This is a genomic window from Stenotrophomonas sp. Sm2128 (assembly GCF_030985535.1).
GTDB classification, from domain to species: domain Bacteria; phylum Pseudomonadota; class Gammaproteobacteria; order Xanthomonadales; family Xanthomonadaceae; genus Stenotrophomonas; species Stenotrophomonas maltophilia.
In genome coordinates this window covers 1-13,840 of the sequence record NZ_JAPTFQ010000019.1, presented here as the reverse complement: position 1 = coordinate 13,840, position 13,840 = coordinate 1, and the positions used below count along the sequence as shown (strand labels likewise).

The window sequence follows — 13,840 nt, the reverse complement described above, 5'->3', positions numbered from 1 at the left end:
AGACATTCCCATGGCAACTGCTTTTGTATCCATCACCGTGCCGACCCCGGCCGACCAGGTCTGGAACCTCATCGGCGGCTTCGATTCATTGCCCGACTGGCTTCCGTACATTCCCCAGAGCACGCTCAGCGAAGGCGGTCGCGTGCGCCATCTGGCCAATCCCGATGGCGATGCCATCGTCGAGCGCCTGGAAGCCTTCGACCAGGCCGATCGCAGCTACACCTACTCGATCCTGCAGGCCCCGTTCCCGGTCAGCGGCTATCGATCCACCCTGCGTGTGGTCGAGCAGGGCGACGGTTCGCGGATCGACTGGTCCGGTGACTTCACCCCGGTGGGCGTCAGCAATGAAGAAGCGTCCGCGCTGTTCGAGGGCATCTATCGCGATGGCCTGAAGGCCCTGGAAACCACGCTGGCCGGGTGAATGCCCGTGTGGCGTTGACCGCATGCAGGCGCCCCGGCCGGCCCGGGGCGTCTGCGTGTCAGGGTGCGGGCGTCGGTCCACCGCAGGCGACGCGATGCATGGGAAAGTCCATTGCCTGCTTCGGATTGTCCTGCGCGATCTCGATGCGCGCATGTGCGCGCTGGTTGTCGAGGCGCCGGTAGTGGATACGCTGTGGGAAGTCGTTGGCAGGATTCTCGAAGACCGCCTCGTTGGCATCGACCCGGGTGGCGTTGAAGTCCGTGGCGTTCTGGCCAGAGGGCAGGGCAGTCAGCACCAGGCGCCCATCATCGTGCTGGCGCAGTTGCATGAACTCGAAGCCGACGGTTCGCCCGTCACGCAGGCTGCGGCTGCTGCCGAACAGAGTGTTTCCAGCCAGGCTGGTCCATTGCTCGCCGGCACCGGGTGGCTGCCCATCAAGCTGCCAGCAACCGGCCAGCCAGGCCAGGTGTTCGATCTTCGAGGGTGAGGCGGATAGCGCGTGCGGGGCCGCGAGCAGCAGCGACAACAGGGCCAGGGCGATGCGGAGTGACATCGGTGCCTCCATGCGCGGGAATGTGCGGCCTGTATAGCGCCCGCCAGATCACACGGCCAGTGCCGTCCTTTCCAGTGCTGATTCCGATACGATCTGTCACATTGAGCTTGTCTCGTTTGACCCGAAGTCCCGTCATGGTCGACCGTCTCGCCATTCTGCTTGAACGCTTCGCGGTCACCGCCTCGGTGTTCCATGCCGGTGCGCTGTGCGGCATCAACACGCTGGAGGGTGAGGATGAAGCCGGGCAGCTGCACCTGGTGCGACGTGGCCCGCTGCAGGTCAGTCATGCCCAGCAGACCGTACAGGTGGATGTGCCCAGCCTGCTGCTGTATCCGCGGCCGATGCCGCACCGCTTCAGTACCGACCCACAGCAGGGCGCCGACATGGCCTGCGCGAACCTGCATTTCGAAGGCGGCCGGCTCAATCCGATCAGCGCCGCGTTGCCGGATTTCATCTGCCTGCCGCTGGCTGGGCTGTATGGCGGCAACGCAGCGCTGGAGTTGTTGTTCGAAGAAGCGTTCGAGCAGCGTTGCGGGCGCGCGGCGATGGTCAACCGCCTGTTCGAGGTGGTGATGATCCAGGTGCTGCGCCAGCTGATGGAAGGTGGCGAAATGCGCGGCGGTCTGTTCGCTGGGCTTGGCCACCCGCGATTGCGGCTGGCGCTGGTGGCGATGCACGAAGCCCCGGCGCAGGGGTGGACGCTGGAAGATCTGGCCGAGGTGGCCGGCATGTCACGCAGCGTGTTCGCCGCCAGCTTCCGCGAAGCGATGGGGACCACCCCGGGCCAGTACCTGCAAGGCTGGCGGGTCGGGCTGGCACAGCAGGCGCTGCGCCAGGGCCGGCCGCTGAAGCGGATTGCCGACGAGGTGGGCTATGGCAGCGAGGCGGCACTCTCGCGCGCGTTCAAGGCGCACACGGGGCAGTCACCACGCGAATGGCGCGGACAGGCGCGTGCTGGCACGGCCTGAGCCTTAGCCCAGCACCAGCCGGGCCAGCTTCATGCCACCGAACAGGCCGGCCAGGCCCAGCGCCACCGAGCCACCGGCATACAGCGCGGCCAGTCCGTGCTGCCCGCGCTGCAGCAGCAGGCCGATCTCCAGCGCATAGGTAGAGAACGTGGTGTAGCCGCCAAGGATGCCGGTGGCGAGCAACAGGCGAAGCTGCGGCGAGGCACCATTGCGCATCGCGAAGACCTCGACCACCACGCCCATCAGCAGGGCGCCGCTGATGTTGATCAGGAAGGTCGACCACGGCCAGGGGCTGCCGACGGCCACTCGGGCGCCGATCAGGTTGCAGGCGTGGCGCAGGCAGGCTCCGATACCGCCGCCGACGAAGACCAGGAAATAGTTGTTCAATGCTTGCATGGCGTGCCTCGAATGCGGGTTCGCAGGGTCAATGGCGAACGCCGAGGGCAGGCACGACCTGCCGTCGACGAACACCGGGTTCGTCCTGGCAGGAGCCATCAGCCTTCTCAGGCGGTTATCGGGGGAGCCCCATCCCCATCGCGGTCCATGCTACCAGCGGCGGTGCATTCACGTCATCGAGGTCGTCAGCACGCGGGCCACCTTGCTGCGGCTGAAGCCATCCATCAGCAGTTCGAACGCGAGCAGGTCCAGCGCCGCGTGGCGGCGGTGGTCGATCTCCAGGCCATTCTCGGCCACCAGGTGACTGACCAGCTCATAGGCGTCCTGCCAGACGTCAAGGTGGGCCTGGCTGGGAATGTAGGCGTTACCCGGCTCCCCGACGCCACGCCCGTTCACTCCATACAGCAGCTCGCGTGCGTCCAGCTTGGCCGCATCGGCGATGCGGAACAGCTGCTCGGCTTTCACATGGGACGCACTGACATGGTCGTTGAGCCAGTTGCTGATGGTTGCCGTGGTGGATTTGGCGGCGCGGGCCAGATCGGCCGGGCGGGGGTGCCCGGCTTTCTTCATGGCGGCGGCGAGTCGTTGGCCGAGAGTATTCATCTATGCAAGCCAGCTTAACGCGTGGAATGCGAAGAATCCTTGCCGCAAGAATAAGTCTGGTTAACAAAAGGGCAGACCATGACCGAATTCTGGAACAAGCGGCAGGTGCGTACGCGGCTGGGGTTCCAGACCGATGCGGAGCTGGCGCGCTTCTTCGGCATCAGCCGTTCCGCGGTATCGCAATGGCCGAAAGACTTCCCGATCCCCGCTCTGCGGCAGTACATCCTGCATCAGCGCTACCCGAACCTGTTCCCCGCAACGGGCGCCGCCGAAGTCGAATCCGCCTGAATTGCGCCGCCTTTTGTCGCATTTAGCATGCTAAGCGCATTCTGTTAAGTTCATTTAGCAAAATAGGAAAAACTGATCGTTTTGGCAGTACCTATTGTCGAGGCCTACCGGCTGCCGGACAGGTGCCTGGGGCGCGTTGTCGGCTTCACCCCATCCGGGAGGGGCGGGGTCCCGTATGTGGTTTCGTGAACGATTAATAATTTCAATCGCGAAAGTCGCTGCATGTAATTGACCTGTCGTGAAATCTGTGACTAATTTGGATCAACCGGGCGTGAAGCCTGGGAGTCTTTCAGTAGCACGCAAGTGAGTCGGTAGACCGTCAACGATGCAGAACAAGTCCAACGGAGGTCGTATGGAATACGGCATGCATGGCTTGGCTGAACGGGTACGCCGCGAACTGGAAGCCAGCTATCACAAACACGGATGCGGTCCGGCGTTCTGGGATACCTACCAGCAGGTGCTGGACCGGCTCGTCCCGCAGGGGACCGAGCGTACCGAGTTCACCAACGAAATGGCGCTGATCATCGAGCAGCTGGGCATTGTCCGACGCGCGCAGCTGGTACCACCGCACGCCGACGGGCCGCGTTGATTCAGAGCAGGCGCCAGGCGCCGCAGGCAAGCAGCGCCAGCAGCAAAGACAGCAGGGCCAGGGTCCGGGGTCGCCACCAGCGCTTCGGTTGTCCGGCCATCGCCTGCGGACTGCAGTAGCGCACCAGCCCCGGACCGAACCCGGCCCGGTGCTGTTGCTGTGCGCAGGCTTCCAGACAGGCGCCGCAGGCCAGGCAGTCGGCCTGCGGCCCCTGGCGGATGTCCAACTGCATCGGGCAGGCGCTGATGCAGGCCGCGCAATCGGTGCAGTCGCCAAGACGGTCGGCGCCGAAGGTCGGCATCGGTCCGGCCAGCAGCGGATGCGCGGCGCGGAACACGTAGTCCTGTGCAGTGGTCGGGTCGAGCAGGCCGCGGCCACGGCCCAGCACGCCGCCCAGTCCGGATGGGCGAGGTCCGCGTGGCTCGCCGCGGCGGGCGTCGTACAGCATGCGCGGCGTATGTGGATCGGTCAGCAGCGGCTGCATGCGTGCGAACGGGCACAGCGAACGGCAGACCTGCTCGCGCAGGAAGCTGGCGTTTGCCCAGGTGGCGGCGGCATAGAACAGCACCCAGAACGTTTCCCAGCCGCTCCAGCCGGCGCGCGGCGCTGCGATCACCAGCTCGGCGATCGGGCTGAACAGGCCCACGAAGGTGATGCCGGTCCACAGCGAGAGCAGCCCCCAGGCCAGCTGTGTGGCCGCGCGCGCAACGCGTGCCGGAAGCGCGCGGGCCACGCCGTCGGCGATCCAGTCGAAGGCACGGCGCCACAGTGTCTGCGGGCAGGCGTGGCCGCACCAGATGCGCCCGGCGAGGTGGGTGAGCAGTGCCAGCCCCACCGCGAGCACCGCCAGCAGGCCGACCAGCACCCCGACGTCTCCCGGCCACAGCGTCCAGCCGAACAGATCGAAGCGGCGGGCGTTGATATCCAGCAGCAAGGCCTGGCGGCCGTCCCAGCGCAGCCATGGCAATGTGTAGAACAGCACCAGCAAGGCGGCGCTGAGCGTGCCGCGCCAGTGCCGTGGTCTCGGTGTGCAGGTCGTACTCATCCCAGCGGCAGCTCGTCGTCGTCGCCGCTGGGCATCGGTCGCTGCAAGTACCAGGTGATCGCGCTGGACAGCGCCGTCACCGTCCAGAACATGAAGAAGCCGGCCGTGTAGCCCATTTCACGGCTGATCTGCGTGCCCGGGAAACTGATGGCCTGCAACCGCAGCGGGTCGACGAAGGCGAAGAACACCACGCTGGCCAGGCCGGCAGCGATGAAGCTGGGCCAGAGGATCGCGCCCCATTGCTGGATCAACTGCTGGCGACGGTTGGGAGAGGGTCTGTTCATGCTGTCCCGGATCGAAAAGTGGGCGGCGCGTATACTCGCCTGGGTTGGCGCGGCATCCGCAGGGCATGCTTCCTGCAAGCGTGCCAGCCTAGGTGCAGCGGACTGCGCCGACATTGATCTGGATCAACGGTGGTGCCGGCCGGCTGCGGCACACTGCCGGCACGCTTTGGGTACCCCGATGAACGCAACGCCGCCTGTCCTTCCTGTCGCCTCGCCCGAGCTGTGCACCGAGCAGGAAGTGACCCGCTTGGTCCACGACTTCTACGCCCGCGTGCGCGAGGAGGAGCGATTGGGGCCGGTGTTCGAGGCCCACGTCCACGACTGGCCGGAGCATCTGGCCCAGCTGGTCGACTTCTGGTCGGCGATGCTGCGCGGCACCCGGCGCTTCAAGGGTTCGCCGATGTCCAAGCACATGGCCATCGAGCTGGACAAGGATCTGTTCGACCGCTGGCTGGTGCTGTTCCGGATCACCACCGCCGAATGCGACAACCCGCCGATGGAGGAGCTGGCCAACGACGTGGCCGCGCGCATCGGTGACACCTTCTGGAAGCGCTACCAGATGCTGCGATGGCCGCAGGTCGGCCTGCCGGTGCTGGCGATGCCCGCCAAGGATTGATCTGGGTCAAGGCGGCGCAGGCCGCCCGGCGCGATGCTGGCGCCATGGACACGTTCTCTCCCGCCGCTGGTGGCCTGGCCTGGACCTTCGACCCCGACCTTCTGCGCCGGCACGACCGGCCGGGCCCGCGCTACACCTCGTACCCGACCGCGCCGCATTTCCATGATGGGTTCGACGCGCCGGCGCTGCGCCAGGCGATCGCCGACAGCAACCAGCTGGCCCGCGCGCTGTCGTTGTACGTGCATGTGCCGTTCTGTTCCAGCCCGTGCTTCTACTGCGGCTGCAACCGGGTGATCACCCGCGATCGCGGCCGTGGCCACAGCTATGTGTCGCGCGTGCTGGCCGAGGCCGATCTGCTGGCACCACAGTTCGAGGACGGTCGCGAGGTCATCCAGCTGCATCTGGGCGGTGGTACGCCGAACTTCCTCGATGCCGAGGCGATGACCACACTGGTGGAAGGGTTGCGCCGGCGCTTCGATTTCAGCGATTCACCGCAGCGCGATTTCTCGATCGAACTCGATCCACGCTTCATCGACACCCGTGACGTGGCCATGCTGGCGCGCCTGGGCTTCAACCGGGCCAGCCTGGGCGTGCAGGATTTCGACCCGCAGGTGCAGGAATCGATCAACCGCATACAGGGCGTGCAGCAGACACTGGACATCCTGCGCGCCTGCCGCGACAGCGGCATGCGTTCGGTCAACGTCGACCTGATCTACGGCCTGCCCGGGCAGAGCCTGGAAGGATTCGGCCGCACCCTCGAACGGGTGCTGGCGCTGCGCCCGGACCGCCTGGCGGTGTATGGCTACGCGCACCTGCCGCATCTGTTCCGGGCACAGAGGCAGATCGACGAAAGCCGGTTGCCGTCGCCGGAAGACAAGCTGGCGCTGCTGGGCCTGGCGGTGGAGAAGCTCTCCGCGGCTGGCTACCAGTACATCGGCATGGATCATTTCGCATTGCCGGAAGAGGATCTGTCACGCGCGCAGCGTGCCGGCCAGCTGCATCGCAACTTCATGGGTTACACCACCCACGCCGATACCGATCTGCTCGGCCTGGGCGTAAGTGCGATCAGCCATATCGGCGCCACCTACAGCCAGAATCCACGTGACCTGGCGTCCTGGGAGGACGCGGTGGACCAGGGGCAGTTGCCGGTCTGGCGCGGTGTCGCGCTGAGTGCCGACGACCAGTTGCGCGCGGAGCTGATCCAGCAGCTGATGTGCCAGGGCGAGGTGGATGGTGCGGTGCTGGGGCAGCGCCACGGCGTGGATTTCCAGCAGTACTTCGCCGAGGACCTGCGTTCGGTACAGCGGCTGCAGGAGGATGGCCTGGCCGAATACCGCGATGGCGTGGTGCGTGCGAGCGAACCCGGGCGACCGTTGCTGCGGTTGCTGGCAATGTGCTTCGACCCGTATCTGCGTGCCGCACATGAGCAGCCACGTTACTCGCGGGCGATCTGAAAGCGGGATGTGCTGCGTGCGTGTGGTGCCCGGAGCCGGGATCGAACCGGCATGGGGTTGCCCCCGGCGGATTTTAAGTCCGATGCGTCTACCAGTTTCGCCATCCGGGCCTGCAGCGCGGCGCCGATTGTAGCCTACCCGTGTCGCTGCAGCCGGATTGCGCGAGAGCGACGTGCTTAACTGTTATCCCTGTTCATGTCATAGTCCCAGCCACCGTTCCCAGGGGGGGAGCCACCCGATGTCGCTGCACGCGATTGCCTATGCCAGTGAGGCCCGCGCCGATCTGCGGACAACCGATCTTGATCGCCTGCTGGCCGACGCCACGGCATTCAATCGTGTAGCCGGTGTCACCGGTGTCCTGATGTTCGACGGCAGCCGCTTCCTGCAGTATCTGGAAGGCCCCGAAGATGGCATCGATTCGGTGTTCCAGCGCATCTTCAATGCACGCAGCCACGCGCAGATGAGGCTGTTGTGCCGCGCGCCGGTGGTGCAGCGTGCGTTCCCGCGCTGGTCGATGGGTACGCGGCGGATCGATGCGGACCTGCTGACCCAGATCGTTGACGCGGCGTGGCCGGGTTTCCTGCTTGGCAGCGGTGGTTTCGAGCGCCTGCTGCAGGCCTGGACCGGTGCCGACGGCGAGCTGGAACCCGCCGCGGTCGCGCTGGGTTCCTGAGCCCGCCTTGGCGGCGGGGTATCGGGGCCGGTAGGCTGTAGCCTTTCTGGTGCGGGTTTCCCGGAGTGGTACAGCGAATGAGTGGGTTGGCCCAAGCCATGGCGGCACGCATCCGGTTTCACCCGGTGCACGGGACATGCCGATGAGCGTGCCCGTTGCGGCGGCGGTGACGCCGCGTTTCGCCGTGATCGGCCTGGGTTACGTCGGCCTGCCATTGGCGGTGGCGTTTGGCCGGCACTGGCCGACACTGGGCTTTGACATCGATGCCGGCCGCATCGCGGAGCTGCGCGGTGGCCGCGATCACACGCTGGAGATGGAGGCCGACGAGCTGGCCGAAGCCACGCATCTGCAGTACGGCAGCGATCCTTCGCTGCTCGATGCCTGCAACGTCTATATCGTCACCGTGCCGACCCCGATCGATGCATACGAGCAGCCCGACCTGGAGCCCCTGCGTTCGGCGACACGGCTGATTGCCAGTCATCTTCGCGCCGGCGATCTGGTGATCTACGAGTCCACGGTGTACCCCGGCACCACCGAGGAAGTGTGCGTGCCGCTGCTGGAACAGGGTTCGGGCCTGGGATTCAACGAAGACTTCTATTGCGGCTACAGCCCGGAACGGGTCAGTCCAGGTGACCGCCAGCGGCGCCTGGCCGACATCCGCAAGATCACGTCTGGTTCGACCCCGGAAGTCGCTGCGGTGATCGATGGTCTCTACCAGCGCATCATCGACGCCGGTACGTTCCCGGCGCCGTCGATGCGCGTGGCCGAAGCAGCCAAGGTGGTCGAGAACATCCAGCGCGACGTCAACATCGCGCTGGTCAACGAGCTGGCGCTGATCTTCGACCGGCTCGGCATCGATACCCAGGACGTACTGGACGCCGCTGGCAGCAAGTGGAATTTCCTGCCGTTCCGGCCAGGCCTAGTTGGCGGTCACTGCATCGGCGTCGATCCGTACTATCTGCTGCACAAGTCCGAAAGCGTGGGCTACCACCCGGACCTGATCCACACCGCGAGGCAGGTCAACAACCGCGTCGGCGAGCACGTGGCGGCGCGCGTGCTGGCGATGCTGGCCGAGCGTGGCCGTGCACCGGCGGAGGCACGCATCCTGGTGCTGGGCGTGACCTTCAAGGAGGATTGCCCCGACCTGCGCAACAGCCGCGCGCTGGAACTGGCCCAGCGCCTGCGCGATGCGGGGGCGCAGGTGGAGGTGAGCGACCCGTGGGTCGGCCCGGCGGCATTGACCGGCGAGGGCCTGGATTGGCTGGCCGAACCCGGGGCAGGGCGCTACGACGCGGTGGTGCTGGCGGTGGCCCACGCCCGTTTCAAGGCAATGGATGAAGACGCAATCCGGGCGCTGCTGGCGCCAGGCGGCCTGGTCTACGACGTCAAATCGGCCTGGCCGCGCAACGTGGTTGACGATCGTTTGTAAGCCTTGGCAGCGAGCGGCGCGGTAGACTCGGGAACAGTTGCAACCGAGGAAAGCCATGCACCGGTACATCGTCTACCTGCTCGCCATCCTGATGTTCCCGATATGCCTGTGGCTGGCCACGATCTGGCCGGCCTGGTACTGGGGCGTCGGCCTGACTGCCGCGATGGTGGCATTGGGGACCTGGGACCTGCTTCAGAAACGCAGCACGCTGCGCCGCAACTATCCGGTGATGGCGCACTTCCGCTACGGGCTGGAATCGATCGGCCCGGAGATCCGCCAGTACTTCGTGCAGAGTGACCTGGAGGACGTGCCGTTCTCGCGCCAGCAACGTGCACTGATCTACCAGCGCGCCAAGAACGAGATGGACACGGTACCGTTCGGCACCCTGCGCAGCACCTATGCGGTGGACTACGAATGGATCAACCATTCACTGGCGCCGACCGCCATCGCCAAGCATGACTTCCGCGTGCTGATCGGTCCGAACTGTGCCAAGCCCTATTCGGCCAGCGTGTTCAACATCTCGGCGATGAGCTTCGGTTCACTGTCGGCCAATGCCATCCGCGCACTGAACGAAGGCGCACGGCGTGGTGGTTTCTACCACGACACCGGCGAAGGTTCGATCTCGCCCTATCACCGTGAGATGGGCGGCGATCTGGTCTGGGAAATCGGCTCGGGCTACTTCGGTTGCCGCGACGAGAAGGGTGGTTTCAGCGAGGAACGCTTCGTTGCCAATGCCGCCCATGACCAGGTCAGGATGATCGAGATCAAGCTGTCGCAGGGTGCCAAGCCGGGTCATGGCGGCGTGCTGCCAGCGCCGAAGGTGACTGCCGAAATCTCGGTGACCCGTGGCGTGCCGATGGGCGTGGACTGCGTGTCGCCGTCGCGTCACTCGGCGTTCTCGACACCGGTCGAGCTGCTGCAGTTCGTCGCCCGCCTGCGCGAGCTGTCCGGTGGCAAGCCGGTCGGTTTCAAGCTGGCGATCGGCCACCCGTGGGAGTGGTTCGGCATTGCCAAGGCGATGCAGGAAACCGGGTTGCTACCGGATTTCATCGTGGTGGACGGTGCCGAAGGGGGCACCGGCGCGGCGCCGGCCGAGTTCGTCGACCATGTCGGCGTGCCGATGCACGAAGCGCTGCTGCTGGTGCACAACACCCTGGTCGGCCTCGATCTGCGCGAGCGCATCCGCATCGGTGCAGCCGGCAAGATCACCAGTGCGTTCGACATCGCGCGCACCATCGCGCTGGGTGCCGACTGGTGTAATGCCGGCCGCGGCTTCATGTTCGCGCTGGGCTGCATCCAGTCGTTGAGTTGCCATACCGACAAGTGCCCCACCGGCATCGCGACCCAGGACCCGGCGCGCTGGAAGCATCTGGATGCACCGGACAAGGCCACCCGTGTGTACAGCTACCACGAGCACACGCTGCATGCCTTGAAGGAACTGCTGTGTGCTGCGGGCCTGAACGACCCGGCGGAACTGGGCCCGGAGCATATCCTGCGTCGGGTTTCGCCTGTTGAGATCCGTTCGCTGGCCTCGCTGTACCGTTACCTTGAACCGGGCGAGCTGCTGCACAAGGTACCGGATCACGCCGTGTTCCATGCGTTCTGGGCCGATGCGCGCAGCGATTCCTTCCAGCCGCCGCCGAAGATCCAGGCGCTGCGCGCCAGCAAGTCGCGATAAGGTGTTGCTGTAGATACCGTGTCGCCCTCGCCTAGGCAAGGGCCGAGCCCATGCTCGGCTGCTTCTCTCATCGCGATGTTGGAACGAAGAACCGTCGAGCATGGCTCGACGCTGCAAGGAGATGCCATGCGGTTCAGGACCGGCACCACGGATGACGTGGCCACGCTGTGGGCGTTGCGCACGCGTTGCGTGCGCGGGACCTGCAGCAGCCATTATCCGCCCGAAGTGATTGCGCCCTGGTCGGCCTCGCCACCGCCGTCGCAGTACGCGCGGTTGCTGGGGCAGGGTGGCTGCGTGGTGGCCGAGGATGGGCAGGGCGGCCTTCTTGGCTTCGGTGTGTTCGATGCCGATGCCAATGAAGTCGACGCGTTGTTCGTTGATCCTGATCGTGGCGGCCAGGGAATCGGCCAGGCGCTGATGCAGCGCCTGCTGGCAATGGCCGATCGTGAGCGTGAGGTGGTGCTGTCGGCCTCGCTCAACGCGGTGCCGTTCTACCAACGGCAGGGATTCATCAGCGTGCGCGAAGAGGTCTACCCGCATCCCAGCGGCGTGGCGCTGGCTTCGGTGAGCATGCGCAGGCCATGGTGAGCGCCGGGGACTGTAAGGCAGTCGAGGATGGCTCGACTCTACAATGCAGGCGTCACCGCCCGGCCAGCCACCCGATCACGCCCTCGGCGGCGCGCAGGCCACTGGCGTAGCACGCGGTCAACAGGTAGCCACCTGTCGGCGCCTCCCAGTCCAGCATCTCGCCGGCGCAGAACACGCCGGGCACGGCCCGCAGCATCAGGCCATCATCCAGCGCATCCAGGCGCACGCCGCCGGCGGTGCTGATCACCTCGGCCATCGGCCGGGGACGCAGCAGGCGCAGCGGCAGGCGCTTGAGCGTAGCCGCCACGGCAGGCAGGTCGTTGCCGGCTTCCTTACCCAGAATCTCGAACACCAGTGCGGCCTTCACCGCATCAAGGCCCGCCTGGCGACGCAGGTGCTCGCCGAAGCTGCGGCCCTTGCGCGGGCGTGACAGATCGGCCAGCAGGCGCGCCTCGTCGCGGCCCGGCACCAGATCCAGCCACAGCATCGCGTGGCCATCGCGGTTGATGGTCTCGCGCAGGTCCGCCGCCAACGCATAGATCAGGCTGCCTTCGATGCCGTACTCGCTGGCCACGCATTCGCCCTGCAGCGACTGTGGCTGTCCGGCCAGGTCGATCCAGTGCGCGACCACCGGCTTCAACGGTGCACCGGCATTGCGCTGGGCGAAGAACGGGGTCCAGTCCACGTCGAAGCCGCAGTTGGCTGACTGCAGTGGCGCGATGTCCACGCCACGGGCCTGCAGTGGTGCAACCCAGGCGCCGTCGCTGCCCAGCTGCGGCCAGCTGCCGCCGCCCATCGCCAACACGGCGGCATCGGCGTGGACATCGATCTCGCCGGCTTCGGTGGCGAAGCGCAGCGCGCCGTCGTTGCTCCAGCCGATCCAACGGTGGTTGGCATGCAGGCGCACGCCCTGTTCCTTCAGCCGGCGCACCCAGCCACGCAGCAGCGGCGCGGCCTTGCGGTCGACCGGGAACACGCGGCCGGAGCTGCCCACATAGGTCTCCACGCCAAAACCGCCGGCCCAGTCGCGCAATGCCTGCGCATCGAAGCCATCCAGCCAGCGGCCCACGGTCGTGGACTGCTCGCGGTAGCGGCTGTCGAACAGCGGACGCGGATCGGAATGGGTAAGGTTGAGCCCGCCCTTGCCGGCGATCAGGAACTTGCGGCCGGGCGAACCCTTGGCCTCGTACAGGTCCACCTCCAGACCGGCGGCGCGCAGGCGCTCGGCGGCGAACAGGCCGGCCGGGCCGCCGCCGATGACGGCGACCCGCGGAAGCGGTGCGGCATTACGGTTTGACATCGAGCAGCTCGACATCGAACACCAGCGACGAACCGGCCGGAATCGGGCCAACCCGGCGGTCGCCGTAGCCGTAATCCGGCGGGATCATCAGGGTGCGCTTGCCGCCGACCTTCATGCCAGCCACGCCCTCATCCCAGCCGCGGATGACCTGGCCGGCGCCGAGTGCGAAGGTGAACGGTTCGCCGTGCTTGAAGGAGCTGTCGAAGGTCTTGCCGTGCTTGGTTTCGGTGCGGTTGTCGTAGATCCAGCCGGTGTAGTGGACGGTGACCTTGCTGCCGGCAACGGCTTCGGTGCCGGTGCCGGGCACGGTATCGATGCGCTCGAAGGTGGTCAGGGTGCCGCCGGGCGGTGGGCCGGACGGTTCGGTTGTGCAGCCAGCGGCGGCGAGGGACAGCAGCAGGGGAAGCAGCAGGCGGCGCATCGGGCGTCTCCGGAAGGGCGCAGGGCGAGGGCGGCAAGGGTAGCGCATCGGCGCCGGGTATCATGGGGGCATGGCAAAACTCCTGCTCAATCTGCGCAATGTCGGCGACGACGAATATGCCGATGTCTGCACGCTGCTCGACCAGCACGACATCGCCTGGTATCGCACCGAACCCAGCCCCTGGGGCATCTCCAATGGTGGCCTGTGGCTGCGCGAGGACGCTGATCATCCACGAGCGAAGGCGCTGATGGCGGAATACCAGGCCGAACGCGGGCCGCGCATCCGTGCCGAGCGTGAGCAGGCATTGCGTGATGGCACGGCGGAGACCTTCGGCAGCCTGTTCCGGCGGCGGCCGGTCTACGTGGTGCTGGTGCTGCTGGGGATGGCCGGTGCGGCGGCGCTGGTGCTGCTGCCGTTCGTGCTGTTGCGGGGGTAATGGGGCTTCTGGCCGGGTTGCACCCGGCACCCGCAGACGCAACGGCAACAGCAACGTCAAAAGCCGGGCTTCAGTGGGAGGGCGGGGCGGTGTGGACA

18 protein-coding genes, 1 tRNA gene and 1 riboswitch are annotated in these 13,840 nt (G+C 66.4%); of the genes, 11 read left to right on the top strand and 8 right to left on the bottom strand.

All coding sequences use genetic code 11. The features are described 5' to 3' along the window. Nucleotides 1-10 precede the first annotated feature (10 nt). Complete coding sequence (locus O0K41_RS07740; protein WP_164223033.1) at nucleotides 11-421, top strand: SRPBCC family protein; 411 nt, start codon at nucleotides 11-13, stop codon at nucleotides 419-421. 58 nt (nucleotides 422-479) lie between these two features. Here the strand turns inward: O0K41_RS07740 and O0K41_RS07735 are convergent, their stop codons facing one another. Continuing rightward, on the bottom strand, nucleotides 480-974 hold the full coding sequence (locus O0K41_RS07735; protein WP_164223036.1) for a DUF6265 family protein: 495 nt from the start codon (nucleotides 972-974) through the stop codon (nucleotides 480-482). A gap of 134 nt (nucleotides 975-1,108) precedes the next feature. Here O0K41_RS07735 and O0K41_RS07730 point away from each other — a divergent pair, with 134 nt between their 5' ends. Beyond that, entirely contained in the window at nucleotides 1,109-1,942 is an 834-nt protein-coding gene (locus O0K41_RS07730; protein WP_024956612.1) for an AraC family transcriptional regulator, read from the top strand. Between the two features lie 3 nt (nucleotides 1,943-1,945). Here the strand turns inward: O0K41_RS07730 and crcB are convergent, their stop codons facing one another. Continuing rightward, nucleotides 1,946-2,338: a fluoride efflux transporter CrcB gene (crcB, locus tag O0K41_RS07725; protein WP_005412844.1), complete on the bottom strand. Its 393-nt coding sequence runs from the start codon at nucleotides 2,336-2,338 to the stop codon at nucleotides 1,946-1,948. A gap of 82 nt (nucleotides 2,339-2,420) precedes the next feature. After that, nucleotides 2,421-2,484, bottom strand: a riboswitch (Fluoride riboswitch). Between the two features lie 22 nt (nucleotides 2,485-2,506). Next, entirely contained in the window at nucleotides 2,507-2,908 is a 402-nt protein-coding gene (locus tag O0K41_RS07720) for a transcriptional regulator (RefSeq protein ID WP_005408921.1), read from the bottom strand. A 111-nt stretch (nucleotides 2,909-3,019) separates the two neighbouring features. Between O0K41_RS07720 and O0K41_RS07715 the strand changes: the two genes are divergently transcribed. Beyond that, nucleotides 3,020-3,229 (top strand): hypothetical protein, encoded by a 210-nt coding sequence (locus O0K41_RS07715; RefSeq protein WP_005408922.1) that lies wholly within the window; start codon nucleotides 3,020-3,022, stop codon nucleotides 3,227-3,229. Nucleotides 3,230-3,581: 352 nt separating this feature from the next. Further along, nucleotides 3,582-3,818, top strand: coding sequence for a hypothetical protein (locus tag O0K41_RS07710; protein WP_005408923.1), 237 nt, complete (start codon nucleotides 3,582-3,584; stop codon nucleotides 3,816-3,818). Nucleotide 3,819: 1 nt separating this feature from the next. On the opposite strand, the gene O0K41_RS07705 is transcribed toward O0K41_RS07710, so the two are convergent. Continuing rightward, on the bottom strand, nucleotides 3,820-4,863 hold the full coding sequence (locus O0K41_RS07705; protein ID WP_108270446.1) for a 4Fe-4S dicluster domain-containing protein: 1,044 nt from the start codon (nucleotides 4,861-4,863) through the stop codon (nucleotides 3,820-3,822). Continuing rightward, nucleotides 4,860-5,147, bottom strand: coding sequence for a hypothetical protein (locus O0K41_RS07700; protein WP_005408925.1), 288 nt, complete (start codon nucleotides 5,145-5,147; stop codon nucleotides 4,860-4,862). Before O0K41_RS07700 ends, O0K41_RS07705 begins: the two co-directional genes overlap by 4 nt. Before the next feature lie 178 nt (nucleotides 5,148-5,325). Between O0K41_RS07700 and O0K41_RS07695 the strand changes: the two genes are divergently transcribed. Both O0K41_RS07695 and hemN read left to right on the top strand, forming a co-directional pair. Beyond that, a complete protein-coding gene (locus tag O0K41_RS07695) occupies nucleotides 5,326-5,763 on the top strand; it encodes a group III truncated hemoglobin (protein ID WP_049449144.1) in 438 nt (145 codons plus the stop codon). Between the two features lie 44 nt (nucleotides 5,764-5,807). Continuing rightward, the gene (hemN, locus tag O0K41_RS07690; RefSeq protein ID WP_088436365.1) at nucleotides 5,808-7,217 is read left to right on the top strand and encodes an oxygen-independent coproporphyrinogen III oxidase; all 1,410 of its coding nucleotides are present in this window, start codon (nucleotides 5,808-5,810) and stop codon (nucleotides 7,215-7,217) included. A gap of 23 nt (nucleotides 7,218-7,240) precedes the next feature. On the opposite strand, the gene O0K41_RS07685 is transcribed toward hemN, so the two are convergent. Beyond that, nucleotides 7,241-7,327, bottom strand: a tRNA-Leu gene (locus tag O0K41_RS07685). Between the two features lie 128 nt (nucleotides 7,328-7,455). On the opposite strand from O0K41_RS07685, the gene O0K41_RS07680 reads away from it, so the two are divergent. The 4 genes from O0K41_RS07680 (at nucleotide 7,456) to O0K41_RS07665 (ending at nucleotide 11,585) form a co-directional block, all read left to right on the top strand. Continuing rightward, a complete protein-coding gene (locus O0K41_RS07680) occupies nucleotides 7,456-7,890 on the top strand; it encodes a BLUF domain-containing protein (RefSeq protein WP_005408981.1) in 435 nt (144 codons plus the stop codon). Between the two features lie 142 nt (nucleotides 7,891-8,032). Next, the gene (locus tag O0K41_RS07675) at nucleotides 8,033-9,319 is read left to right on the top strand and encodes a nucleotide sugar dehydrogenase (protein ID WP_005408982.1); all 1,287 of its coding nucleotides are present in this window, start codon (nucleotides 8,033-8,035) and stop codon (nucleotides 9,317-9,319) included. A gap of 55 nt (nucleotides 9,320-9,374) precedes the next feature. Continuing rightward, nucleotides 9,375-10,997: an FMN-binding glutamate synthase family protein gene (locus tag O0K41_RS07670; protein ID WP_109813829.1), complete on the top strand. Its 1,623-nt coding sequence runs from the start codon at nucleotides 9,375-9,377 to the stop codon at nucleotides 10,995-10,997. 126 nt (nucleotides 10,998-11,123) lie between these two features. Further along, complete coding sequence (locus O0K41_RS07665) at nucleotides 11,124-11,585, top strand: GNAT family N-acetyltransferase (RefSeq protein ID WP_164223042.1); 462 nt, start codon at nucleotides 11,124-11,126, stop codon at nucleotides 11,583-11,585. A 52-nt stretch (nucleotides 11,586-11,637) separates the two neighbouring features. On the opposite strand, the gene O0K41_RS07660 is transcribed toward O0K41_RS07665, so the two are convergent. Beyond that, nucleotides 11,638-12,885, bottom strand: coding sequence for a TIGR03862 family flavoprotein (locus O0K41_RS07660; protein ID WP_088436363.1), 1,248 nt, complete (start codon nucleotides 12,883-12,885; stop codon nucleotides 11,638-11,640). Further along, nucleotides 12,872-13,306: an FKBP-type peptidyl-prolyl cis-trans isomerase gene (locus O0K41_RS07655; protein ID WP_005408986.1), complete on the bottom strand. Its 435-nt coding sequence runs from the start codon at nucleotides 13,304-13,306 to the stop codon at nucleotides 12,872-12,874. Before O0K41_RS07655 ends, O0K41_RS07660 begins: the two co-directional genes overlap by 14 nt. 70 nt (nucleotides 13,307-13,376) lie before the next feature. Between O0K41_RS07655 and O0K41_RS07650 the strand changes: the two genes are divergently transcribed. Then, nucleotides 13,377-13,742, top strand: a complete 366-nt coding sequence (locus O0K41_RS07650; protein WP_005412913.1) for a DUF6164 family protein — start codon at nucleotides 13,377-13,379, stop codon at nucleotides 13,740-13,742. The last annotated feature ends 98 nt before the right edge of the window (nucleotides 13,743-13,840 follow it).

What these genes read in the sequence shown, in the direction of transcription:
- O0K41_RS07680 (WP_005408981.1), top strand. Translation starts at nt 7,456, where the DNA reads ATGTCGCTGCACGCGATTGCCTATGCCAGTGAGGCCCGCGCCGATCTG.
- O0K41_RS07670 (WP_109813829.1), top strand. Translation starts at nt 9,375, where the DNA reads ATGCACCGGTACATCGTCTACCTGCTCGCCATCCTGATGTTCCCGATA.
- O0K41_RS07665 (WP_164223042.1), top strand. Translation starts at nt 11,124, where the DNA reads ATGCGGTTCAGGACCGGCACCACGGATGACGTGGCCACGCTGTGGGCG.
- O0K41_RS07655 (WP_005408986.1), bottom strand. Translation starts at nt 13,306, where the DNA reads ATGCGCCGCCTGCTGCTTCCCCTGCTGCTGTCCCTCGCCGCCGCTGGC.
- O0K41_RS07705 (WP_108270446.1), bottom strand. Translation starts at nt 4,863, where the DNA reads ATGAGTACGACCTGCACACCGAGACCACGGCACTGGCGCGGCACGCTC.
- O0K41_RS07735 (WP_164223036.1), bottom strand. Translation starts at nt 974, where the DNA reads ATGTCACTCCGCATCGCCCTGGCCCTGTTGTCGCTGCTGCTCGCGGCC.
- O0K41_RS07695 (WP_049449144.1), top strand. Translation starts at nt 5,326, where the DNA reads ATGAACGCAACGCCGCCTGTCCTTCCTGTCGCCTCGCCCGAGCTGTGC.
- O0K41_RS07660 (WP_088436363.1), bottom strand. Translation starts at nt 12,885, where the DNA reads ATGTCAAACCGTAATGCCGCACCGCTTCCGCGGGTCGCCGTCATCGGC.
- O0K41_RS07740 (WP_164223033.1), top strand. Translation starts at nt 11, where the DNA reads ATGGCAACTGCTTTTGTATCCATCACCGTGCCGACCCCGGCCGACCAG.
- O0K41_RS07720 (WP_005408921.1), bottom strand. Translation starts at nt 2,908, where the DNA reads ATGAAGAAAGCCGGGCACCCCCGCCCGGCCGATCTGGCCCGCGCCGCC.
- O0K41_RS07710 (WP_005408923.1), top strand. Translation starts at nt 3,582, where the DNA reads ATGGAATACGGCATGCATGGCTTGGCTGAACGGGTACGCCGCGAACTG.
- O0K41_RS07715 (WP_005408922.1), top strand. Translation starts at nt 3,020, where the DNA reads ATGACCGAATTCTGGAACAAGCGGCAGGTGCGTACGCGGCTGGGGTTC.
- O0K41_RS07700 (WP_005408925.1), bottom strand. Translation starts at nt 5,147, where the DNA reads ATGAACAGACCCTCTCCCAACCGTCGCCAGCAGTTGATCCAGCAATGG.
- hemN (WP_088436365.1), top strand. Translation starts at nt 5,808, where the DNA reads ATGGACACGTTCTCTCCCGCCGCTGGTGGCCTGGCCTGGACCTTCGAC.
- O0K41_RS07650 (WP_005412913.1), top strand. Translation starts at nt 13,377, where the DNA reads ATGGCAAAACTCCTGCTCAATCTGCGCAATGTCGGCGACGACGAATAT.
- O0K41_RS07730 (WP_024956612.1), top strand. Translation starts at nt 1,109, where the DNA reads ATGGTCGACCGTCTCGCCATTCTGCTTGAACGCTTCGCGGTCACCGCC.
- crcB (WP_005412844.1), bottom strand. Translation starts at nt 2,338, where the DNA reads ATGCAAGCATTGAACAACTATTTCCTGGTCTTCGTCGGCGGCGGTATC.
- O0K41_RS07675 (WP_005408982.1), top strand. Translation starts at nt 8,033, where the DNA reads ATGAGCGTGCCCGTTGCGGCGGCGGTGACGCCGCGTTTCGCCGTGATC.